General features: G+C 62.9%; 21 protein-coding genes. 13 read left to right on the top strand and 8 right to left on the bottom strand.

From position 1 onward, the window contains the following. Positions 1 to 99: 99 nt before the first annotated feature. Positions 100 to 780, bottom strand: a complete 681-nt coding sequence (locus Q4G32_RS05485; RefSeq protein WP_303349833.1) for a TetR/AcrR family transcriptional regulator — start codon at positions 778 to 780, stop codon at positions 100 to 102. 140 nt (positions 781 to 920) lie between these two features. Between Q4G32_RS05485 and Q4G32_RS05490 the strand changes: the two genes are divergently transcribed. The 7 genes from Q4G32_RS05490 to Q4G32_RS05520 all read left to right on the top strand — a co-directional run bounded on the left by Q4G32_RS05490 (position 921) and on the right by Q4G32_RS05520 (position 9,225). Next, positions 921 to 2,366, top strand: coding sequence for a flavin monoamine oxidase family protein (locus Q4G32_RS05490; protein WP_303349834.1), 1,446 nt, complete (start codon positions 921 to 923; stop codon positions 2,364 to 2,366). Next, on the top strand, positions 2,363 to 3,337 hold the full coding sequence (locus Q4G32_RS05495; RefSeq protein WP_303349835.1) for a universal stress protein: 975 nt from the start codon (positions 2,363 to 2,365) through the stop codon (positions 3,335 to 3,337). Before Q4G32_RS05490 ends, Q4G32_RS05495 begins: the two co-directional genes overlap by 4 nt. Before the next feature lie 12 nt (positions 3,338 to 3,349). Beyond that, complete coding sequence (locus tag Q4G32_RS05500; RefSeq protein WP_303349836.1) at positions 3,350 to 4,897, top strand: APC family permease; 1,548 nt, start codon at positions 3,350 to 3,352, stop codon at positions 4,895 to 4,897. Positions 4,898 to 4,917: 20 nt separating this feature from the next. Beyond that, positions 4,918 to 6,129: an agmatine deiminase family protein gene (locus Q4G32_RS05505; RefSeq protein WP_303349837.1), complete on the top strand. Its 1,212-nt coding sequence runs from the start codon at positions 4,918 to 4,920 to the stop codon at positions 6,127 to 6,129. 15 nt (positions 6,130 to 6,144) lie between these two features. After that, positions 6,145 to 7,863, top strand: a complete 1,719-nt coding sequence (locus tag Q4G32_RS05510) for an amidase (protein ID WP_303349838.1) — start codon at positions 6,145 to 6,147, stop codon at positions 7,861 to 7,863. Between the two features lie 115 nt (positions 7,864 to 7,978). Then, positions 7,979 to 8,770, top strand: a complete 792-nt coding sequence (locus tag Q4G32_RS05515; protein ID WP_303349839.1) for an SDR family oxidoreductase — start codon at positions 7,979 to 7,981, stop codon at positions 8,768 to 8,770. A gap of 137 nt (positions 8,771 to 8,907) precedes the next feature. Further along, positions 8,908 to 9,225: a hypothetical protein gene (locus Q4G32_RS05520; RefSeq protein WP_303349840.1), complete on the top strand. Its 318-nt coding sequence runs from the start codon at positions 8,908 to 8,910 to the stop codon at positions 9,223 to 9,225. A 114-nt stretch (positions 9,226 to 9,339) separates the two neighbouring features. On the opposite strand, the gene Q4G32_RS05525 is transcribed toward Q4G32_RS05520, so the two are convergent. Continuing rightward, entirely contained in the window at positions 9,340 to 9,744 is a 405-nt protein-coding gene (locus Q4G32_RS05525; protein WP_303349841.1) for a DUF6157 family protein, read from the bottom strand. Between the two features lie 526 nt (positions 9,745 to 10,270). On the opposite strand from Q4G32_RS05525, the gene Q4G32_RS05530 reads away from it, so the two are divergent. Next, positions 10,271 to 10,759 (top strand): hypothetical protein, encoded by a 489-nt coding sequence (locus Q4G32_RS05530; protein WP_303349842.1) that lies wholly within the window; start codon positions 10,271 to 10,273, stop codon positions 10,757 to 10,759. 221 nt (positions 10,760 to 10,980) lie between these two features. Then, a complete protein-coding gene (locus Q4G32_RS05535) occupies positions 10,981 to 11,490 on the top strand; it encodes a hypothetical protein (RefSeq protein WP_303349845.1) in 510 nt (169 codons plus the stop codon). Positions 11,491 to 11,617: 127 nt separating this feature from the next. Here Q4G32_RS05535 and Q4G32_RS05540 read toward each other — a convergent pair whose 3' ends face one another. The 6 genes from Q4G32_RS05540 to paaA form a co-directional block, all read right to left on the bottom strand. Further along, entirely contained in the window at positions 11,618 to 12,391 is a 774-nt protein-coding gene (locus Q4G32_RS05540; RefSeq protein ID WP_303349847.1) for an enoyl-CoA hydratase/isomerase family protein, read from the bottom strand. 65 nt (positions 12,392 to 12,456) lie between these two features. Next, positions 12,457 to 13,647, bottom strand: a complete 1,191-nt coding sequence (gene paaE, locus Q4G32_RS05545) for a 1,2-phenylacetyl-CoA epoxidase subunit PaaE (RefSeq protein WP_303349848.1) — start codon at positions 13,645 to 13,647, stop codon at positions 12,457 to 12,459. Continuing rightward, entirely contained in the window at positions 13,647 to 14,240 is a 594-nt protein-coding gene (paaD, locus tag Q4G32_RS05550) for a 1,2-phenylacetyl-CoA epoxidase subunit PaaD (protein ID WP_303349849.1), read from the bottom strand. Before paaD ends, paaE begins: the two co-directional genes overlap by 1 nt. Before the next feature lie 74 nt (positions 14,241 to 14,314). After that, positions 14,315 to 15,142 (bottom strand): 1,2-phenylacetyl-CoA epoxidase subunit PaaC, encoded by an 828-nt coding sequence (paaC, locus tag Q4G32_RS05555; protein ID WP_303349850.1) that lies wholly within the window; start codon positions 15,140 to 15,142, stop codon positions 14,315 to 14,317. Beyond that, positions 15,139 to 15,483: a 1,2-phenylacetyl-CoA epoxidase subunit PaaB gene (gene paaB / locus Q4G32_RS05560; protein ID WP_303349852.1), complete on the bottom strand. Its 345-nt coding sequence runs from the start codon at positions 15,481 to 15,483 to the stop codon at positions 15,139 to 15,141. The genes paaC and paaB overlap by 4 nt, the downstream gene beginning before the upstream one ends. A gap of 5 nt (positions 15,484 to 15,488) precedes the next feature. Then, a complete protein-coding gene (gene paaA / locus Q4G32_RS05565; protein WP_303349853.1) occupies positions 15,489 to 16,502 on the bottom strand; it encodes a 1,2-phenylacetyl-CoA epoxidase subunit PaaA in 1,014 nt (337 codons plus the stop codon). A 192-nt stretch (positions 16,503 to 16,694) separates the two neighbouring features. On the opposite strand from paaA, the gene paaI reads away from it, so the two are divergent. From paaI to Q4G32_RS05585, 4 genes are all read left to right on the top strand, one after another. Beyond that, the gene (paaI, locus tag Q4G32_RS05570; protein ID WP_303349855.1) at positions 16,695 to 17,102 is read left to right on the top strand and encodes a hydroxyphenylacetyl-CoA thioesterase PaaI; all 408 of its coding nucleotides are present in this window, start codon (positions 16,695 to 16,697) and stop codon (positions 17,100 to 17,102) included. 82 nt (positions 17,103 to 17,184) lie between these two features. Beyond that, positions 17,185 to 18,522, top strand: a complete 1,338-nt coding sequence (locus Q4G32_RS05575; protein WP_303349857.1) for a phenylacetate--CoA ligase family protein — start codon at positions 17,185 to 17,187, stop codon at positions 18,520 to 18,522. Between the two features lie 96 nt (positions 18,523 to 18,618). Continuing rightward, on the top strand, positions 18,619 to 19,221 hold the full coding sequence (locus Q4G32_RS05580) for a TetR/AcrR family transcriptional regulator (RefSeq protein WP_303349858.1): 603 nt from the start codon (positions 18,619 to 18,621) through the stop codon (positions 19,219 to 19,221). Positions 19,222 to 19,239: 18 nt separating this feature from the next. Then, the gene (locus Q4G32_RS05585; RefSeq protein WP_303349860.1) at positions 19,240 to 20,517 is read left to right on the top strand and encodes a cytochrome P450; all 1,278 of its coding nucleotides are present in this window, start codon (positions 19,240 to 19,242) and stop codon (positions 20,515 to 20,517) included. Positions 20,518 to 20,539 lie beyond the last annotated feature (22 nt).

Raw genomic sequence — 20,539 nt, forward strand, 5'->3', positions numbered from 1 at the left:
CCCCCGGACCCCCCGCCACCCTGACTGCCGAGCGTCCGAGTTTGGTCGTTTTTGTGCCGCTGAAACGACCAAAATCGGACGCTCGGCAGCGAGGAGGGGTTAGGGGAGGAGGCGTTGGAAGCCGGTCAGTAGGGCTTCCAGGGCTAGCTCGAATGCTTGGTCGGCGCCCTCCGTTGGGTCTGGCGTGCGGGTGGCCACTGCGGCGGTGAAGGTTGGCGCCAACTCAGCCAGTTCCCCGGGGTCGAACAGGTTGCCGGGTGCGGTGGCGTCGTAAGCGGCGCCGAACAACAGCGACTCCACCGCCACGATCATGTTGACCACCCGCTCACGTGGAAACCCTGCTTCCACCAGCGCGCAGGCCACAGATTCGTACATTCTCAGCGTGTGTGGGGCATCTGCCACAGGAAGTACGGCCATGACCGGGATCAGCTCAACATTACGGGCGTACACCGCACGATAGGAGTGCGCCCATGCGGTGAGGGCCCGCTCCCACGGCAGGCGCCCAAAGCCCGAGCAGTCAATCTCAGCATTCAGTGAATCTTGAACACCCAGAAGCACGTGGTGCTTGGACGGGGTGTGGTTGTAGAGCGCCGAGACGGAAACACCCAGCTCGCGTGCCAGGGCGGCCATGGTGAGTCTCTTGACACCGCGGTTGTGGATGATCCTGGCGGCAGCGGAGGTGATGCGGCGTTTGGTCAAGACCGCCGTTGCAGGGCGCCCGCGCCCGCGGGTTGATCCAGCGCCCGTCACGCCGGGCTGGCTGCCTGCTGGATCTTTCATCGCCTGACCTCACGGTGTGTGGATGGTGGGTTGCGGTCGGTTTGTGCGTTGCGGACTCGTAAAAACTACCCCGAGGGTCTTGACCTGGTCCGCCCGATACGTCTTAATGAATCACATTCATTTTATGTGAAAGGGGCCACATGTCTGATCAACGCACACTGGGTAGCGCGGAGGCGATCCAACGCGACGTCGTGATTGTGGGTGCTGGCCCCGCCGGTCTCATGGCAGCCCGTACCTTGCAGGCTGCTGGCAAAACCGTTGCCGTGTTGGAGGCCCGGGATCGAGTGGGCGGCCGGACTTGGTCACGGGTGATTGACGGTGCTTTCCTGGAGATCGGTGGGCAATGGGTGTCCCCGGACCAGACCGAGCTTCTGGGCTTGATCGAAGACCTGGGACTGGAGACCTTCCCGCGCTACCGCAACGGTGATTCCGTTTACATCGCCCCGGATGGCTCCAAGCACACCTACACGGGCTCCACCTTCCCCGCGGGTGAGCGGACCATCGCGGAAATGGACCGGCTGATCGGGATTCTGGATGAGCTGGCTACGGAGCTGGGCGCCACCGAGCCGTGGGCTCATCCCAAGGCGCGCGAGCTGGACACCATCTCCTTCCACCACTGGCTGCGTGAGCTCTCAGAGGATGAGGCTGCGTGCAACAACATCGGGATTTACGTGGCAGGTGGGATGCTGACCAAGCCCTCCCACTCCTTCTCCGCATTGCAGGCCGTGCTCATGGCTGCCTCCGCCGGGTCTTTCTCCAACCTGGTGGATGAGGATTTCATCCTGGACCGCCGTGTGGTGGGCGGAATGCAGTCCGTCTCAGAAACCGTGGCAGCACAGCTGGGGGAGGATGTGGTCTTCCTGGACACCCCCGTCCGCACCATCCAGTGGGGCGGCCCGGAAGACACCTACACCGAATACGTGCCCGGCACCGGCGTGACCGTCTGGTCAGAGAAAGTCACCGTCAAAGCCAACAGCGTGATCGTGGCGGTTCCGCCGAACCTGTACTCCCGGATCTCCTTTGAACCCCCGCTGCCCCGCCTGCAGCACCAGATGCACCAGCACCAGTCCTTGGGGCTCGTGATCAAGGTGCATGCCGTCTACGAAACCCCGTTCTGGCGGGACAAGGGTCTGTCCGGAACCGGATTCGGTGCCCAAGAACTCTCCCAAGAGGTGTACGACAACACCAACCACGGAGACACCCGCGGCACCCTGGTGGGCTTTGTCTCCGATGAAAAAGCGGATGAAGTCTTCAAGCTCACGGCGGAAGAGCGCAAGCAGCGCATTCTGGAAAGCCTGTCCCACTACCTGGGGGAGGAAGCACTGAACCCGGTGGTCTACTACGAATCCGATTTCGGCTCCGAGGAATGGACCCGCGGCGCCTACGCCGCCAGCTACGACTTGGGCGGGTTGCACCGCTACGGCGCCGATCAGCGCACCCCCGTGGGCCCAATTTTCTGGGCCTGCTCGGATCTGGCTGCGGAGGGGTATCAACACGTCGACGGCGCCCTGCGCCAGGGCAAACTGGCCGCTCAGGAAGTCCTGGGTGAGGTGGCACCTACGGACCTGAAGGCAACGGATTCATGAGCGCGCAGACCCCGCCGCAGACCACACCGAACCCAACCGCTGCAGGTGCAGCCACCAAACGCTACGTGGTCGGTTACGACGGCACTGCCCCCAGCCAGTCCGCCCTGACAATGGCCACCGCCATGGCCCGGGCGTTCCGCGCGGAGCTGGAGATCGTGCTGGTCTTGCGTGAGGACGATCCCTACCAGCAGGTCTACCCGCCGGTGGGCAACATCTCCCCGATGGTGCAGGCTCAGGCACGCACGTGGTTGCAGGAGGCCGCCGATCTGGTGGCTGCTCAGACCCCGGAAGGCCAGCAACCGGTGGCTGCACGGACGCACCTGTGGAGGGCGTCGTCGGTGGTGACGGGGTTGCTTGAAGCCGTTGAGCAGCTGGATGCCGCCATGATCGCCATCAGTGCCGGCTCCGGCCGTGGGCGTCTGTCCGTGGGGCCGGTGGCTGATGCCGTACTGCACGCCTGCCCGGTTCCGGTGGCCTTGGCCCCGCGCCGCTACCGGGAACAGGCGGTTCCCGACCACCTCTACGCCGCCGTGGGCACCCGCCCCGGGGCTCATCAGGTGATCCGCGAGGCCCTGGAAGTTGCCGAGCGCACCGGCCTGCCTCTCAGCGTGGTCACTTTTCTGATCGACGACGACGCAGCCGGTGACTCCGGCGTCGTCAACACCGTGCGGGCACGGGTACAGGCCACGGTTGAAAAGGTGGCCGGTCAGGTTGCCCAAGTGCCAATTCAGGTGGCCGCCGCCAAGTCGCTGAAGAAGGCGGTGCGGGCCGTGGACTGGCAGGACGGTGGCGTGTTGCTCATCGGTTCCTCCCGCCTGGCGCAGGGACGGCAACTGTTCCTGGGCACCACCGCAGCCCGATTGCTGCGGCATCTGCCGATCCCCATGGTGGTGGTTCCCCGCCCCGATCCGGCATCCCAAGATCCCTCCAGCACTGATCCGGGCGTGAGCTCCGGAATCGTGGGTGAGTAAGGAGCGTGCGCCATGTCTGTGCAGCACAACACGTCCGGTCAGGTGCCGGTCACCACGTCCACGGGAGTTCCGGAGGGCACTGACAAGGGGCTGAGCAAGGCCTCGGTGGGGTTGCTGGGTGCGGTGGTGATCGGGGTGTCCACCATTGCCCCGGCCTACACGCTCTCCGGTGCCCTGGGGCCAACGGCTGCAGCGGTGGGCACCTATCTGCCCGCCATCCTGCTGGTCGGATTCATTCCCATGCTCCTGGTGGCCGTGGGCTACCGGCAGCTGAACCGGGCCATGCCGGATTCCGGCACCACGTTCACGTGGGTGTCCAAGGCGTTTGGTCCGTGGGTGGGCTGGATGGGCAGCTGGGGTCTGTTGGCGGCCACCATCCTGGTGCTCTCCAATCTGGCCGGGATTGCGGTGGACTTCCTGTATCTGGCGATCGCCCAGATCACCGGCAATGACTCGATTGCCGAGCTGACCCGCAACGTGCCGATCAACATTGCCACCTGTCTGGCGTTCATGGCGGTGGCTGCCTGGATCTCCTACCGGGGTCTGGAGGCCACCAAGGTGGTGCAGTACGTGCTGGTGGCCTTCCAGCTGGTGGTCCTGGTGTGGTTTTCCGTGGCGGCCTTCACGCATGTTGCGGATGGAACCGCCTTTGCCGGGCTGTCCATCAGCCCGGAGTGGTTCAACCCGTTCGGGGTGGGGTCTTTCTCGGCCTTTGCCGCAGGCATTTCCCTGTCCGTGTTCATCTACTGGGGCTGGGACGTGGTGCTGACCCTCAACGAGGAATCCACGGAAGCCACCACCACCCCCGGCAAATCGGCGATCACCACCATGCTGGTGATCGTCACGCTCTACCTGCTGGTGGCGCTGTCCATGCTGGCCTTCTCCGGGGTGTCCGACCAGGGCTTGGGCATGGGTAACCCGGAGATCCAGGAGAACATTTTTGCCTCCCTGGCCGGTCCGGTCATGGGGCCGTTCGCCATCCTGATGTCCCTGGCGGTGCTGTCCTCCTCAGCGTCTTCGCTGCAATCCACCATGATTTCCCCGGCCCGCACCATGCTGGCCATGGGGTTTTACGGCGCTCTGCCGGCCAAGTACGCCCGCATCAGCCCGCGCTTCCAATCACCCGGTTACGCCACCGTGGCTGCCGCCGTGATTTCGGCTGTGTTCTATGCCTTCATGCGCCTGGTCAGTGAAAACGTCCTCTGGGACACCATCACCGCCCTGGGCATGATGGTCTGCTTCTACTACGGCATCACGGCTTTGGCCTGCGTTTGGTACTTCCGTCAGCAGGCTTTCGGCTCCGTCAAGTCCTTCCTGGCGCAGTTCTTGGCGCCGTTGCTGGGCGGGATTCTGCTGCTGATCTTCTTTGTCCAGACCTCCATTGACTCCATGGACCCTGAATACGGTTCCGGATCCCAGATCGGTGGGGTTGGTCTGGTGTTCATCCTGGGCGTGGGGATTCTGGCGCTGGGCCTGGTGGCCATGCTGCTGCAGTACCGGCGCAACCCCGAATTCTTCCGTCGTCGTTTTGAAACCACGGAACTGCCGGTGATCGACTGATGCCCACTCCGGAATGGCCCATGACCCCGCCTACGATGACGACGCCGGAGACCACCACCGGTGCTACTCACATGCCCGCTGAATGGGAGCCACATGAGCGCACCTGGATGGCGTTTCCGCCAGGTAATGAGACCTTCGGTGCCGCCAACTCGGAGTCCCTGACCCGCGCGCGCAGGGCGTGGGCTGAGGTGGCTGCAACCATCTCCCGGTACGAACCCGTCTCCATGGTGGTGGCATCAGGGGACGTGGAGGCTGCGCAAGCGATGTTGCCGGGTGCGGTGGACGTTGTGGTGCATGAACTGGACGATGCCTGGATGCGGGACATCGGCCCCACGTTTGTGCGCACAGAGACGGTCGGCGCTGCTGGTCCAACCGGTGCTGCCAGTACCGCCGGTCCAACTAGTGCAGCCGGTCCCACCAGCGCAGCCGGTGCGGCTGATGCCGGGGATGCTTCCGATGGTGGATTGGCTGCCGTGAACTGGACCTTCAACGGGTGGGGTGCGCAGTCCTGGGCGTCGTGGGAATCGGACTCCCTGATCGGTCGATTCGTGGGGGACCGGGCGGGTGTGCCCGTACTGGACAGCACCCTGGTCAACGAGGGCGGAGGGTTCCACGTGGACGGGGAAGGCACCGTGTTGCTGACCCAGACCGTCCAGTTGGACCCCGGGCGCAATCCGGAGGCCACACAAGAATCCGTGGAAGCGGAGATCCATGCCCGGTTGGGAACGTCCAAAGCCATCTGGTTGCCACGCGGGTTGACCCGTGACTACCAGGAATACGGCACACGCGGTCACGTGGACATCGTGGCTGCCTTCGCGGGTCCTGGGAAAGTGCTGGTTCACGATCAAACCAATCCCGCCCACCCTGATCACGCGGTGTCCATGATGATCCGCAGCGTCCTGGAAGGTGCCACAGATGCCCACGGGCGTGCACTGGAGATCATCAACGTGCCTGCTCCCACCGTTCTGCGTGATGACGACGGCTTTGTGGATTACTCCTACATCAACCATTACGTGGCCAACGGGGTGGTGGTGCTGTGCGCTTTTGACGACCCCCATGACGCAGTGGCCGCAGAAATTCTCGGTTCCGTCTATCCGGACCGAAAAGTTGAGCTGGTGGATGCACGGGAAATCTTTGCCAACGGCGGGGGGATTCACTGCATCACTCAGCAGCAGCCGGCCGTGCTCGATCCCGTACAGCAGTTTCCGCGGCAGCGGTTGACGGGGCGGTGACCGGTGTTCGACGTCGTGGAAACCTCCATTGCTGAACTTCGTACTGCTTTGGAGACGGGACAGGTCACCGCAGTTGAGCTGGTCAGGGCTTATCTGGAACGAATCGAGCGATACGACGGCGAGTTGAACGCCGTCGTCGTGAAAAATCCAGAGGCGCTGGAGGAGGCGCGGGCTTCGGATACCCGCCGAGCTCGTGGGGAAACCTTGGGTCCGCTGGACGGGATTCCGTACACGGCCAAGGACAGCTATCAGGTCCGGGGTTTGACTGTGGCGGCAGGTTCGCCGGCCTTTGCTGAGCTCACGGCGCAGTGGGATGCGTTCGCCATTGAGCGGTTGCGGGCCGCAGGTGCAGTGCTGATGGGGCTGACCAACATGCCGCCCATGGCCAACGGAGGAATGCAACGGGGGCTCTATGGGCGGGCCGAATCTCCGTACAACCGGGACTACCTGACCTCCGCGTTCGCCTCCGGTTCCTCCAACGGGTCCGGCACGGCCACCGCCGCCAGTCTTGCGGCCTTTGGGCTGGGGGAGGAGACCTGGTCGTCGGGCCGGGCGCCTGCTTCCTGCAATGCGCTGTGTGCCTACACGCCGTCACGCGGGGTGATCTCCATGCGAGGCAACTGGCCGCTGGTGCCCACCATGGACGTGGTGGTGCCGCACACCCGATCCATGGCCGACCTCTTGGAAGTCTTGGAGGTCATCGTGGCCGATGATCACACCGCCCGCGGCGACTTCTGGCGGGTCCAGCCGTGGGTGGAGATCCCTGCGGCCTCTACCACGCGCCCGGAGTCCTACGTGGCCCTGGGAATGTCCGGTTCCGACCGTGGTCGCGGCTCGCTGTTCGACGACGACGGCGCTCGCGGGGTGCTGGCCGGCCGCAGGTTCGGGGTGCCGCGGATGTATGTCAACGCAGACCCGCAAGCCGGCACGGCGGCCGATCCGGGCATTGGTGGGCCCACGGGTCAGCGGGTGGAAACGCGGGCCTCTGTTCTGGCCTTGTGGGCGGTAGCCCGGGCCGATTTGGAGGCTGCCGGGGCGGAGGTGATTGAGGTGGATTTCCCGGTGGTGTCCAATTACGAAGGTGACCGTCCCGGTGCGCCCACCATCTTCACGCGCGGTTTGGTGAGTCCTGAGTATTTGAAGCGGGAGATCGTGGATCTTTCGGCCTGGGCCTGGGATGACTTTTTGAAGGCCAATGGTGATCCAGATTTTCCGGGGTTGGCGGACCTTGACGGTTCACGGATTTTTCCAGCGCCATCGGGTGCTTTGCCTGACCGATATGACGGTTTTGATGACGACATTGCCGAGTACCCAGCTTTCATTCGGGACCATCCGATCACTGGAGTGACCGAGATTCCGGAGTTGGAGGCCGGACTGCGGGGGTTGGAAGAAACTCGGCGGGTGGATCTGGAGCAGTCGATGGATGGTTTGGGGTTGGACGCCGTCGTATTTCCTGCGGTGGCGGACGTGGCTCCTGCGGATGCGGACATGAATCCGGCGTCGGCCGATCTGGCGTGGCGCAACGGAACCTGGGTGGCCAATGGCAATTTGGTGCCCCGGCATTTGGGTATCCCCACGGTGACCGTGCCCATGGGCACCATGCGTGACATCGGAATGCCGGTGGGACTGACGTTCGCGGGACGCGCCTACGACGACACCGCCCTGCTGCGCTACGCCGCCGCCTTCGAGACCACCGGCCCAACCTCCCGCCGCACAGCCCCGCACCTCCCCTAACCCCAGCCGACTCTGCTGCCGAGCGTCCGAGTTTGGTCACTTCCGGCACCTGGAAACGACCAAACTCGGACACTCGGCAGTAGTCAGGGGGGTCTTGGGGTGACATGCTGACACCATGGACATTGCCGTGTTGGGTTCCACCGGAACGATTGGGCGGCGGATTGCTGACCTTGCCGAGGCCGAGGGACACACGGTTCGTCGGGTGAGCCGAGCTGACGGTACGGACGTCACCACCGCCAGCGGCCTGAAGCGCGCTGTCCGTGGTGCGGAAGTGGTCATTGATGCCTTGAACCATGTCACGCTCAGCCGTAGAAAAGCGGTTTCCTGGTTCGGGGAAATTGCTATGCAAGTTGCCAGTGCCGCAGCGGCGGCAGGCGTACAGCGAATCCTGTGCGTCTCCATCTATGGCGTGAACAACCAGGCAGTGGCTCGCGGCTATGGCTATTACGCCGGTAAGGCTGCCCAGGAACAGGCTTACCGTGACGGAGCTGTGCCCGTCACGATCATCGAATCAACGCAATGGTTTGAACTCATACCCACCGTGCTGGCAGCAGCCTCAGCGGGTCCGATTGCGGTGCTGCCAACCATGCGTATGGCTTTGGTTTCTGCTGATCGTGTGGCCGAACTCGTTGTTGAAGAAGCCGTACGCCAAGTCGGTTCAGAGGAGCGGCATCAGAACCGTGCAATTTCCATCAGGGGAGCCCAGGAGCTGAATACCCGGCAAGCTGTGAATGTATGGCTGCGCGAAGTGGGGCACGTTACTGGCCAGCGGCCCCGACAGGTATGGCAATTGCCATACCTGGGCAGAGCGATCGCCTCCGGCGGCCTGATTCCCCCTGGCGGAATTGTTGATCCCCAAACACTCCAGGGGTGGGTACAAGCCGGAGGCCACACCCGCCTGAAATGACCGAGGCTTCCCGATCCTTGGAACCAAAACACATCCTTGAGAATTGGCGGAAGTTTTGACGCGAGTGGGTCTGTGCCGAGCAACGGGAGACGCCTAATGTCAGCACTACAGGAGTTTTCCGTAGCCAGGAGGCTGACATGAAGGTTCTCAAGCGCATAGGGCTGTTCCTTGGATCATTGGTATTGGCCACTTTCGTGTGGTCCGGCGTCGTCATGATTTTTGCAATCTTGACCGCGACCCAAATGCGACCTGTTGGACTCCCGGGGATTATCACCAGTGAGCATGACGGTGCCATGACTTTCCAGACCACCTCTCAGAATCCTGGCTTCACGATCGCGGTATTCGTGACCGCTCTTCTGATGTATCTGTTGATCGCCCTGATCTGGCGGCGCGCAGCCCGCCGACGTGCGGCTCGTCAGCTGCCCGGCGCCTCACCCTACGGAGGCGTGGCCTGATGGTGATGAGCCTCTTTCGCTGACTGCCGAGTGTCCGAGTTTGGTCACTTCCGGCACCTGGAAACGACCAAACTCGGACACTCGGCAGTAGTCAGGGTGGCGGCGGGGAAGGAGTCACGCCCTCTTGGTGCGCATGGCGGGGAGCTTGGTGACCGACTCGTCCGCCAACAGTTCCACGTATCGCTCGGAGTCCGCGCTGACCAGGGCGAGCAGACCGTCGTCGTCGAAGTGAAAGCCCCAGCCGTAGGTCTTGGCCAGCGGAGATGAGCGCAGGCAGGCGCGGCCCTGCTGGAAGAACTCCTCCCGAGCGGACGGACGGTCCTCCTGGGGGATGCCTTGGCGGTCGGCGTACACGGTGAAGATCAGTTGGTCGCTGGTCAGCTGGTAGTCGCGGTCGTGGAGAAGATCGTATTGCCGTTGCGCAACGCTGCCCTTGCCGCGCGGGGGTTCCGTGCCAGCGGTTGCCTTGGTGTCATCCGCGACAGTGATCAGGGTGTTGCGGTAATCGGTCGAGTGCATTCCACGCTCCTTTGCGCCTGTGGCGCCGCCCCCAGCCCCGGCACCGCCTGTGGTGCACAGAAGCATACGAAGCATCGGACCCGGTGGGTAACCAGTTGCACAACTGTGACGACGACGACGCGCCGCACCACCCAGCGGAAACGTTCGCCCACGTGCAGGTGCGGCTGAACCCTCACGTCACTCGGGGATCAGCGTGTGATGGGCGAGTGGCATGAGGGTTGGTCAGAGCTGGAGCTTTCCATGGTCCTACGAACGGGCGACCGCAGGGTCGGTGTGGCAGCGAGGCTTGATGCGGTTGAGTAAGAGACATGGCGGCACATTCCACCACTGTATGGCGTATATATGCCGTATAGGGAAGAATAATGCCATGTTCAGTGTTGAGGATTACGCAAAATGTGCTGGAGTGACCCCCAGGGCTGTGCGCTCAAGGATCTCGGCAGGCACTTTGGGGGCTCAGAAAGTGGGTCACGCATGGGTCATTGAAGATGATCCGACTGACGGCACTGATGTGGCTCGGGGTCGGAGGATGTCCATACAGTCTTTTGACCATCTCGCGGCGTACCTGGACCGAGATGATGCCGGCCTCACGCCGGATCAGAGGCGGCGTGCCGCAGAACGTGTACGGCGTATCAAGAAATTCGGACTGCCCCAAGTTGCTAAGTTCGCAGCTCGTCCTGACCTGCCCGTGAGGGCATATCTGGCCCATGCTGCTGATCTGGCTGAGTTGCAGCAGGACAGGAGGTTGGCGCTGACTGGGGTCTCCCATCCGATGGCGGAGGTGTATGGACCAGTGGTCGATGCCTACCTCACCCAGCGGGACGGTCATGACCTGGCACTCTTTCATCTGCTCGAACCGTCCAACCGGGCGGAGGCCAATGTGCGCTTTCGGATTCAGGACCCGGTACCGCGTGTAAGGCCTCTACACGTCATTGCGGATCTGCTTGATGATCCAAACCCGCGCAGTTACCGGGAAGCCGAGCGGCTGCTGGGCAATCTTCTTGGGGGCCTCAGATGAAGCAGGAACCCGTTGCGGTGATCCGGACTGGCGACTTTCGTGAAAAAGCCTCATGGGTTGGACTTGCTGAGTTGGCGCAGGTGATGCCAAGTGGGTGGTCCCTGGCGGGAGGAAGTTTGGTGCGTCTGCATGCGGCTGAACGGGGCAGCACAAACGGTCGGTCAACCAGAGACATTGATGTCATCTTGGATGTGCGAGGTGATCCCAGATCCATCAAAAGGATGGAAGCTGCACTTGAAGCGTGTGGGTTTGTTGCCGACGGCTTCAACCTGTCTGGACAGAACCACCGATGGGTGCGTGGTGATGCGCAGATTGATGTTTTGGCCCCGGACTTTCTTGGCGCTCGGCTCATGGAGCGATCCCATGCTGTACTGGGGCGATTACTTTCAACTCGTGGGGCTCAGTTCGGTCTTGATCGCACCGAGCGGATCTTGGTGGTGGTCGATGATCTTGAGATTTACATTAACCGCCCGGATTTGGTGGGGGCTTTGTACCAGAAATGCTCGGCGCTCTTGGTGCAACTGGACTCCAACCAGGAGCGGCATCTCTTCGACATCGCTCTCCTGGTGGATCTACTCAATCCGGCTGATCGACGTGACTTGCTTGGGCTGCGCACCCCGCAAAAACGACGAATCATCTCGGGTCTCATCAAAGCCAGTCGCGGGATAGGGACTGAACAGGGCAGTGAGCGCAGACTGTTGCTCTTGATCGACTTACTGGAGGCACGGTAGACGACGACGCGCCGCACCACCCAGCGGAAACGTTCGCCCACATGCCGGTACGGCTGAACCCTCACGCGACTCGGTCATCAGCGTGTGATGGGCGAGTGGCGTGAGGGTTCAGCGGTTGTGCCGGAACTCAATTCCGTCCCGTGAAGACCGGCTTGCGTTTCTCCTGGAAGGCTGCGAATCCCTCCGCGTAGTCGGCCGAAGAACACAGTGCGGCCTGGGCGTCGTTCTCCCGCGCCAAGGAATCCCAGAGCCCCAGCCGTTCATCACGCAGCTGGGCCACCAACTTCTTGGAGGCCATGAACGCACCCGTGGCCCCGGCGGCAACCCGAGCAGCAGTACTGCGCGTGAATTCCAACAGGTCTTCAGCCGGCATGGACCGGGAGAACAACCCTGAACGCACGGCCTCCGCCCCAGAAATCAGCTCCGCCGTGTAGATCAGATCCAACGTGCGGTGAGCACCCAGCCGCTCCACGAACAATGCGTGTCCGCCGGAATCCAACGTGGCCCCCAACTTGGCAAAAGGAGAGCCAACCTTGGCATCATCAGCCACATAAACGACGTCGGTGGCGATCGCCAGTCCCAGCCCCACCCCCAGGCACGGTCCCTGGACGGCAGCAAACGTGGGTGCCGGGAACCCTGACATCACCCGCAGCACCGGTGTCAGCGTTTCGTTGAGATACCCGTGGACGTCATCCGTGGCGGGATCAACTCCGGAGATGTCCCGGCCCGCGCAGAAGCCGCGCCCCTCACCGCGCAGTACCAGCGCCCGGACCCCCGCAGCGGCAGCCTCCGTATACGCAGCTCCCAAGTCCTGTAGAGCCACAGTGTCCAGGGAGTTCATCTTTGCCGGGGCGTTGAGCACCACTTCGGCAACTGAATCAGTGATGGTCAGCTCAATCATGGTGAATCAGCCTTTCCAGCAGGAGCCCGCCTCACCTGGCGGACCCGGGACGGACGGATGTGGGCTCAGGAGTCAAAGTCCACGGCCAAGGCTTTGCCTGTGGGCCTGGTTTGGCAGGTCAAAACGTATCCGGCAGCCACCTCATCAGCTTCCAAGGCGTAGTTCTCGGCCATCTGGTACTCGCCATCGGTCACTTTGGCCCGGCAGGTGCCACACACCCCACCGGCGCACGCGAACGGAACATCCGGGCGGGCCCGCAGTGCTGCATTCAAGACGGTTTCGTGGGCAGCCACCGGAGAAGAAACTTCACCTGTGAGGCCGTCCAACGTGAAGGTGATGGCCACGTTGTCCCCGGAAGGATCAGCCTCCACCACGCGTCCGGTCTGACCCTGGGGGTCGGCCGGGTTGCCCGTGGTGAACAGCTCGAATCGGATGGAATCCGCAGGCACTCCCCGCTCAGCCAGGGTGTCCCTGCACAACTGCACCAGCTCGAAGGGGCCGCAGAGGAACCACTCGTCTGTGCGCCCCACCTGAATCACGTGATCCAACAGGTCACCGAGCTTTTGATGATCTATCCGCCCGGACAATAGCGGGTTGATCCGCTGCTCACGGGAAAGCACGTGGTGCACGGCAAATCTGGCCGGATACCGGTCCTTCATGTCGCCCAGTTCCTCAGCGAACATCACATCCGATGCCGACCGGTTGGCGTAGACCAGATCCACGGAGGAGTTCGCAGAAGCCCTCAACACCGCCCGGGTGATGGCCATGATGGGAGTGATTCCGGAACCTGCCGCAAAAGCCACCAGATGCACGTGGGAGTTCTGCGCCACTTGGGCGGCAGCCAGCTTTTCGGCGTCGTTCATGGAGGTGATGTTGACCGAGTGACTGGAGGTGAACGCGCCTTGGGGGTTCATGACCTCCAGCTCATCGCCCACATTTAAATTTTCGTTGGCCCAGGTGGAGAACACCCCGCCCAGGGTTCGCTTGATCGCCACCTTGACTTCACCGCGCACGGGCTCGGCGCAGATGGAGTAGGAGCGGCGGATTTCCTGCCCGTCGATCTGGGCGCGCAGCGCCACGTACTGGCCCGGTGCGTAGTCGTAGTCATCGGCAAGCTCGTCCGGGACGTGGAAGGTAACCTCCACGGATTCGGCGGTCAGTGGCCGGACCTCGGAGACCCGCAGCGTGTGGAAAGTGGCGCGGCGTCGGGTCCCGGCAACGTCGTCGTTGACTGGGGGGTTCGTGGTTTCGCTCATCAGTGCACCTTGAAGTGGTCGAAGGGTTCCAGACAGTTGTTGCACACCCACAGCGCCTTGCAGGAGGTGGAGCCGAATCGGGTCATCTCCCGCGTGGACAGCGAATCGCACCGCGGGCACTTCACCCCCAGAGTCAAAGCAACGGGGCCTGTAGCAGCACGCCCCGTTGGAGGGGCAATGCCGTACGCCTGCAGCTTCTGCTTGCCATCCCGGGTCATCCAGTCCGTGGTCCAGGCCGGTTCCAGCACGGTCTGGACCTGCACGGGGGTGAATCCGTCGTCGTCCAGCGCAGCTTTGAGGTCTGCGGTGATGGTCTCCATGGCGGGGCATCCGGAGTAGGTGGGCGTGATGACCACGACGGCGCCCCGCTCACCTTCCGCCCGTGCGGCTCGCAGGATGCCCAGATCAGCCACGGAGAGCACAGGGATTTCGGGGTCGTTGACCGTTGCGGCCACATCCCACACCCGGGCAGAGGCGGCATCGGTGGGGCGCAGATCATCCAAGCGTTGCGGGACGTCGGCACCGGTGGGGCGGGGACGGGCGTGCGGGTCCTGCTCAAAATCCATCCGCGGCATCTGCGGTTGCGCTGGCATCGCGTGCCTCTCTGGCATCTCCGGCCTGCCGGTGTTACCCCTTGGCCCCACATGTTCCGCGTTCACGGTGCAGCTCACCACGTGGCGCCCGGGTGCTGGCGGGCCAACACCTGCATCTCGGCCAGGATGTAGCCGCGCTGTTCGGAAAACTGACCCGTGCGGTCGGCGCCGTAGGCCGGTGCCACGGCGGGCACTTCCAAACCGGCCTCCGTAAGGGCCGCGGTGATTCGCGCCATGGTGGGCTGCTTCAACGACGACGGCGCCACCGCCCGATCTCCCAGCTCACCGATTGGCTCCACATCCAGAAACAGCTCTTCAACGTAGGGCCACAGCACATCGAATCCCTCTTGGATGCGTTCCTTGGACTCTTCCGTGCCCAGTCCCAGGCGTAGCGTCCACTGCGTGGCGTGATCCTGGTGGTACTCGATTTCCTTCAGGGCCTTGGCGGCAATGGCTGCCAAGGTGCGGTCGGTGGAGTTCACCAGACGGCGGTACAGCTCGTACTGGTAGTAGCTGAAGATCAACTGCCGGGTGATCGTGCGCCCAAAATCCCCGTTCTCCTGCTCCACCAATCGGCAGGAGCGGAACTCTTCCTCGTCCCGGAAGTAGGCCAAGTCATCCTCGGTCTTACCCCATGCCGTACCGGCGTAGGTCAGGAAGAACCTGGCGTGACCCAGCAGGTCCAGGGCAATGTTGCCCAGTGCAATGTCCTCTTCCAGTTCCGGTGCTCGGGAGATCCAATGGCCCAGGCGTTGCGCCAACATCAGGGAATCGTCGCCGAGCAACAAGGCGTAGCGGGCCACGGCGTCGTCGGCAATCACCCCCTGGGAGGTGAGGTCTTCCGGGGTGATGGCGGACCCGGCGGATTGGACGGTGGCGGATTCGGTGGCTGCAAAGTTCACAGATGCTTCACCCCTTCACTTTTGGTGTAGTAGGTGGCGTGGCGGTAGGCCTTGCCGGCAGCGGACTCAAAGTAGCCACCTTTGGAATCCGGGTCAGAGGAGGTCACGGCTTCTGAGGGGACCACCCACACGGAGGTGCCCTCGTTGCGTCGGGTGTAGAGGTCCCGCGCGTTGCGCACGGCCATGGTGGCATCCGGGGCGTGCAGGGACCCGGCGTGGACGTGCGACAGGCCCCGGGAGGAACGTACAAAAACCTCCCACAGCGGCCAGGACTCGGCCCCGGTGCTGCTGGGGTGACTGGACGCGTCCGTGATGGGGGTGGGCTGGTTCTGCTCCGTCATGGTGTTCAGGCTCCAATCAGTGCCGAGCTGGCCGAATGCGCCGGGCTGCCCGAATGGTCTGTAGGTGATGCGTTGGCCGACCGACTGGTCCTTGCGGCGTAGGCAGCAGCGGCTTCGCGCACCCAGGCACCCTCGCGGTGGGCTTCCCGGCGGCGCTGCATACGCTGGCGGCTGCAGGGACCTTCACCTTTGAGCACGGCAAAGAACTCGTCCCAGTTCAGTTCGCCGTAGTCGTAGTGGCCGCGGTCCTCATTCCACTTCAGGTCCGGGTCCGGCAAGGTCAGACCCAGGGCCTCCACCTGCGGGACGATCATGTCCACAAAGCGCTGGCGGAGATCGTCATTGGAGAACCGCTTGATGTTCCACGCCATGGACTGTTGGGAATTGGGGGAGTCTGCATCCGGAGGCCCGAACATTTGCAGCGCCGGCCCGTAGAAGCGGTTGACGGCATCCTGAGCCATCTGTTTCTGCGCGGGGGTTCCGTGGGAGAGTTCGTAGAGGATTTCCCATCCCTGACGCTGGTGAAAGGACTCTTCCTTGCAGATTCGCACCATGGCTCGGCCATAGGGGCCGTAGGAGGCGCGACACAGTGGAACCTGGTTGCAGATTGCGGCGCCGTCCACCAGCCAGCCGATTGCGCCGATGTCCGCCCAGGTCCGGGCCGGGTAATTGAAGATGGACGAATACTTGGCCCGTCCGTCCAGCAGCTGCTGGTTGAGTACGCTCCGCGGGGTTCCCAGGGTTTCAGCCGCGGAATAGAGGTACAGCCCGTGGCCGGCCTCGTCCTGGACCTTTGCCATCAGGATGGCCTTGCGCTTCAACGACGGCGCCCGCGTGATCCAGTTGGCCTCCGGCTGCATCCCAATGATTTCCGAATGAGCGTGCTGGGAGATCTGGCGGACCAGAGTCTTGCGGTAGGCATCCGGCATCCAATCGCGTGGTTCAACGCGGGAGTCCTGCTCAATGAGGTGGTCAAAGTGCTCTTGGCCGGTGTGTTCGGCGGTCTGCTGCTGGGTCATGACAGTCCCCTTCCCCTGGCAGGTGGCTGCGCTGAGGCGTCTGAACAGCGCGCGATGATTAACTGACCGTTCGGTCAGAATAGGTGGCTGTGACGCCGTCGTCAATGCCTAGCTGTGAGTCTTGACACAAAGCTCGGGGAGTGGTTCTCTGTGGTCATTACTGACCGATCGGTCTATTTTTAGGAGGGGTGCGTGGGAGAGCACAAGATCCTGGCCAATGATGCCGCTACCCGCTGGATGGGTATGGAGGTGGTGGCCGCCGAACAGGGCCACGCCGTAGTGCGCATGACCGTGCGCCAAGAAATGGTCAATGGCTTTGGCATCAGCCACGGGGGCATGGTGTTCACCCTTGCAGACACGTGCTTTGCGCTGACCTGCAACCACCCCACGCAGGACGACGGCACGGTCACCGTGGCCACTGGCGTGGACATCAATTTCCTGGCCCCCACCCGAGTCGGAGACGTTCTGGAAGCTGAAGGGCACCTTCTTCAGCACAACGGACGCAGTGGGATCTGCGACATCACGGTGCGCCACGGGGACACCGTGGTGGCGCTGTTCCGCGGGCGTCACCGCACCATCCCCGCGCCGAAATCCTCCTGACGTCACCGTTGACGTCACCCACGATTCACGCCCGTAGTTGCAGGCTCCCACGGGGTCGGCGCCGAACCAGGAGCAGACGGTCATGACCACCTCCGTTGAAAACCCGTACACCCCCAGTGCACCTGCTGCGGACAGATCCCAGCCGGAGCCCGAAGAGATGATGAGCCGGGACCAGATCGAGTCCCTGCAAACTGAGCGGTTGCGGTGGAGCTTGCACTACGCGTACCAGAATGTTCCCGCTTACCGGGAGCTCTACGATTCCCACGGGGTGCATCCGGGGGACTTCAAAGATCTGGAAGATCTCAAACTCTTTCCGTACACGGACAAAGAGTTCCTGCGTGCGGCCTATCCGTTCAAGGCCTTTGCCGTTGGCTTTGACCAGATCCGGCGCGTTCATGCCTCCTCCGGGACCACGGGGCAGCCCACGGTGGTGGGCTACACGGAGAACGACATCAACACATGGGCCAACCTGGTGGCTCGCTGTCTGCGGATTTCCGGCATCCGTCCGGGGGATCGCGTGCACAACGCTTACGGGTACGGATTGTTCACGGGCGGGCTGGGCGCCCATTACGGTGCGGAACGCCTGGGCTGTGCCGTGATCCCCATGTCCGGTGGGCAAACCGAAAAACAGGTGCAGCTGATCCGTGATTTTGAGCCGGCCGCCATTCTGTCCACGCCCACCTACTTGCTGACCATTGCAGATGGGTTCAAGGCAGCAGGACTGGACCCGCGGGAGACCTCCCTGAAATACGCAGTGCTCGGTGCTGAGCCGTGGACGGAGGAGATGCGGCATGAAATTGAGGCCACGTTTGGTCTGAAAGCTGCCGACATTTACGGCCTCTCCGAAGTCATGGGCCCCGGGGTTGCCGGTGAATCCGCGCAGACTCAGGACGGCTCACATATTTGGGAGGACCATTTCCGTCCGGAGATCATTGACCCCCTCACGGATGAGGTGCTGGAGATGGGCCAACCCGGGGAACTGGTGTTCACTTCCCTGACCAAGGAAGCTCTGCCGATCATTCGCTACCGGACCCACGACCTCACCCGGTTGCTGCCCGGCACTGCCCGCCCGGGCCACCGGCGGATGGGCAAGATCACCGGCCGCTCCGATGACATGATCATTCTGCGCGGCGTCAATCTGTTTCCCTCCCAAATTGAGGAACTTGCCCTGCATCACGCCGAGCTCTCCCCGCATTTCCAGCTGGTGCTCACCCGCCCGGACCGTATGGATCAGATGACCGTGCGCATCGAGCGCCGGGAAAGCGTGACGGTGGATGCGGCTGAGGGCGCTGCCAAGAAGTTGCAGCACAACATCAAAACCAAGATCGGTTCTTCCTGCACCATCACGGTGGAAGAACCCGGCGCTCTGCAACGCTCTTCCGGCAAGATCCGACGCATCTTTGACGAACGCCCCAAGTAACACCCCAAGTGATCGGTGGCTGTGGTTGCACCGGACAACCTTCATGGCGCTGTGAGCGGCTGAGGTCAGTGGGTGCCACCACGTAGGCTTCTGCTCATGACAAGCACCACCACATCAGCCCGTCGTGGCCGTCCCGGGTATGACCGCGAGCAACTGCTGCAGGTGTGCGTGGAGGTTTTCAACAAACACGGCTATGACGCCACTTCCATGGGGAAGCTGGCTGAGTACTTAGGCATCACCAAATCCGCGATCTACCACCACGTCAACTCCAAGGAAGAGCTGCTGGAACTCTTTTTGAACCGGGCGCTGGATGCCTTGGAGGCTGAGTTCGATTCCGTTCAGGGGCAAGAACTCCCCGCTGTGGACCGCTTGGAACAGGTGTTGCGCGGCTCAGTCCGGGTGTTGGTGGAGCAGCTGCCCTACGTGACCTTGCTGCTGCGGGTACGGGGGAACTCGGCGGTGGAGCTGGCGGCGCTGCAGCGTCGTCGTCAATTCACGCGACAGGTGGGGGAGCTGATTGCCGCTGCCCAGGCCGAAGGTGCGGTGCGCACGGACATCAGCGCCACAGCCGCACCCCGCCTGCTGCTGGGGATGGTCAATTCGCTGGTGGACTGGTACCGCCCCACGGGCATTGGTGGCCCGGAAGAAGTGGCAGACACCGTTGCCAAGATTGCCTTGGACGGACTGCGCGCGGCCTGATCCCACTACCGTGTGAGTATGAGTACGTGCCCCCACACCGGTTCCGCCTCCGGCCCCCAAAAAGCGGTCAACAGTCAGCGTAAAGCCCTGCCAGCCGGTGAAAGTGCCAGCCCGGTTGTCCAGGAACAGGATGGAACATGGCACATCCGCTCCCTCCCGCTGGTCCGTGAGGTGCTGCGGGCCGGTGCCCTGACCAAGCAGTCCGGGTTTGCCGTGGAGGTTTCCATGCGTTCGATGCCGCTCAAACGGTGGCCGGTGCTGTATGCAGACGGCGCCGAACACCGCGAACAGCGCACCAAAATCGCACGATTCTTTGCCCCTGCCGTGGTCAACCGGGACTACCGCGAGTTGGTGACGCAGCGTGCCGATGCTTTCTTGACTGAGTACAACGACGCCGCCCCGCGCGATCTGGCGCAGACCACTCTGAACTATTCCACCCAGGTGGCGGCCCAAGTGATCGGGTTGACAGCCAGCAAACCGGAAGCATTGGCCCGGCGATTGGTGTCCTTCTTTGATCTGCCGGCGGAGATGTTGACCGATCGCCAGGTGGGCTGGCAGCGGATCAAAACCAAGGCTGGAACAGTTGTTGCCATCACCAAGTTGACGCGGTTCTTCCTGATGGATGTGCTCCCCGCCATCCGAGCTCACAAACGTGCTTTGACTGCCGCAGCGGCCGGTGGGCCACCAGCGCCCGATGACGTGATCTCCTACCTGATCCGGGAGGGGTACACGGATCTGGAAATCCTGATGGAGTGCTTGACCTACGGGGCGGCGGGCATGGTCACCACGCGGGAGTTCCTGCAGATGGCCACGTGGCACCTGCTGGAGAACGTGCAGCTCAGGGAACAGTTCTTGACGGGTGACTCAGCGCAGCGGCAGAAGATTCTGCATGAAATCCTGCGGTTGGAGCCTGTGGTGGGGCACTTGTTCCGCCGTGTGGACAGCGAGCTGCGGTTGGTGGAGGAATCCGGGGTGGAACATGTGATTCCAGCCGGCGCTCGCGTGCAGCTCTACATCCGTCAGGCCAACGCGGATGCCAGCCAACTGGGTGATGCCGCCCTGCAGCTGTGTCCCGGGCGGGAACTGCCCAAAGGTGTCCGGGCGGAGGTCATGTCCTTTGGGGATGGCGCCCATCGCTGCCCGGGCAACGCCATTGCCATGCTGGAATCGGAGATCTTCTTGGAACGATTGCTGGAGCGGCAGGTCACGGTGGTGGGTCAGCCGCGGATTCAGTGGGAAGCCGTGGTGGCTGGATACGCCGTCCGGGGCCTGACCCTCACCGCCCCCACAGCGTGAGATCACCGGTTGTTGTTGAGAA

Source organism: Kocuria sp. (assembly GCF_030538595.1).
Lineage (GTDB): Bacteria > Actinomycetota > Actinomycetes > Actinomycetales > Micrococcaceae > Kocuria.

Coding starts and splice junctions, on each gene's coding strand:
- Q4G32_RS05520 (WP_303349840.1), top strand. CDS start 8,908: ATGAAGGTTCTCAAGCGCATAGGGCTGTTCCTTGGATCATTGGTATTG.
- Q4G32_RS05575 (WP_303349857.1), top strand. CDS start 17,185: ATGACCACCTCCGTTGAAAACCCGTACACCCCCAGTGCACCTGCTGCG.
- paaD (WP_303349849.1), bottom strand. CDS start 14,240: ATGCCAGCGCAACCGCAGATGCCGCGGATGGATTTTGAGCAGGACCCG.
- Q4G32_RS05525 (WP_303349841.1), bottom strand. CDS start 9,744: ATGCACTCGACCGATTACCGCAACACCCTGATCACTGTCGCGGATGAC.
- Q4G32_RS05515 (WP_303349839.1), top strand. CDS start 7,979: ATGGACATTGCCGTGTTGGGTTCCACCGGAACGATTGGGCGGCGGATT.
- Q4G32_RS05580 (WP_303349858.1), top strand. CDS start 18,619: ATGACAAGCACCACCACATCAGCCCGTCGTGGCCGTCCCGGGTATGAC.
- Q4G32_RS05500 (WP_303349836.1), top strand. CDS start 3,350: ATGTCTGTGCAGCACAACACGTCCGGTCAGGTGCCGGTCACCACGTCC.
- paaE (WP_303349848.1), bottom strand. CDS start 13,647: ATGAGCGAAACCACGAACCCCCCAGTCAACGACGACGTTGCCGGGACC.
- Q4G32_RS05535 (WP_303349845.1), top strand. CDS start 10,981: ATGGAAGCTGCACTTGAAGCGTGTGGGTTTGTTGCCGACGGCTTCAAC.
- Q4G32_RS05505 (WP_303349837.1), top strand. CDS start 4,918: ATGACCCCGCCTACGATGACGACGCCGGAGACCACCACCGGTGCTACT.
- paaA (WP_303349853.1), bottom strand. CDS start 16,502: ATGACCCAGCAGCAGACCGCCGAACACACCGGCCAAGAGCACTTTGAC.
- paaB (WP_303349852.1), bottom strand. CDS start 15,483: ATGACGGAGCAGAACCAGCCCACCCCCATCACGGACGCGTCCAGTCAC.
- Q4G32_RS05490 (WP_303349834.1), top strand. CDS start 921: ATGTCTGATCAACGCACACTGGGTAGCGCGGAGGCGATCCAACGCGAC.
- Q4G32_RS05540 (WP_303349847.1), bottom strand. CDS start 12,391: ATGATTGAGCTGACCATCACTGATTCAGTTGCCGAAGTGGTGCTCAAC.
- Q4G32_RS05485 (WP_303349833.1), bottom strand. CDS start 780: ATGAAAGATCCAGCAGGCAGCCAGCCCGGCGTGACGGGCGCTGGATCA.
- Q4G32_RS05585 (WP_303349860.1), top strand. CDS start 19,240: ATGAGTACGTGCCCCCACACCGGTTCCGCCTCCGGCCCCCAAAAAGCG.
- Q4G32_RS05530 (WP_303349842.1), top strand. CDS start 10,271: ATGTCCATACAGTCTTTTGACCATCTCGCGGCGTACCTGGACCGAGAT.
- Q4G32_RS05495 (WP_303349835.1), top strand. CDS start 2,363: ATGAGCGCGCAGACCCCGCCGCAGACCACACCGAACCCAACCGCTGCA.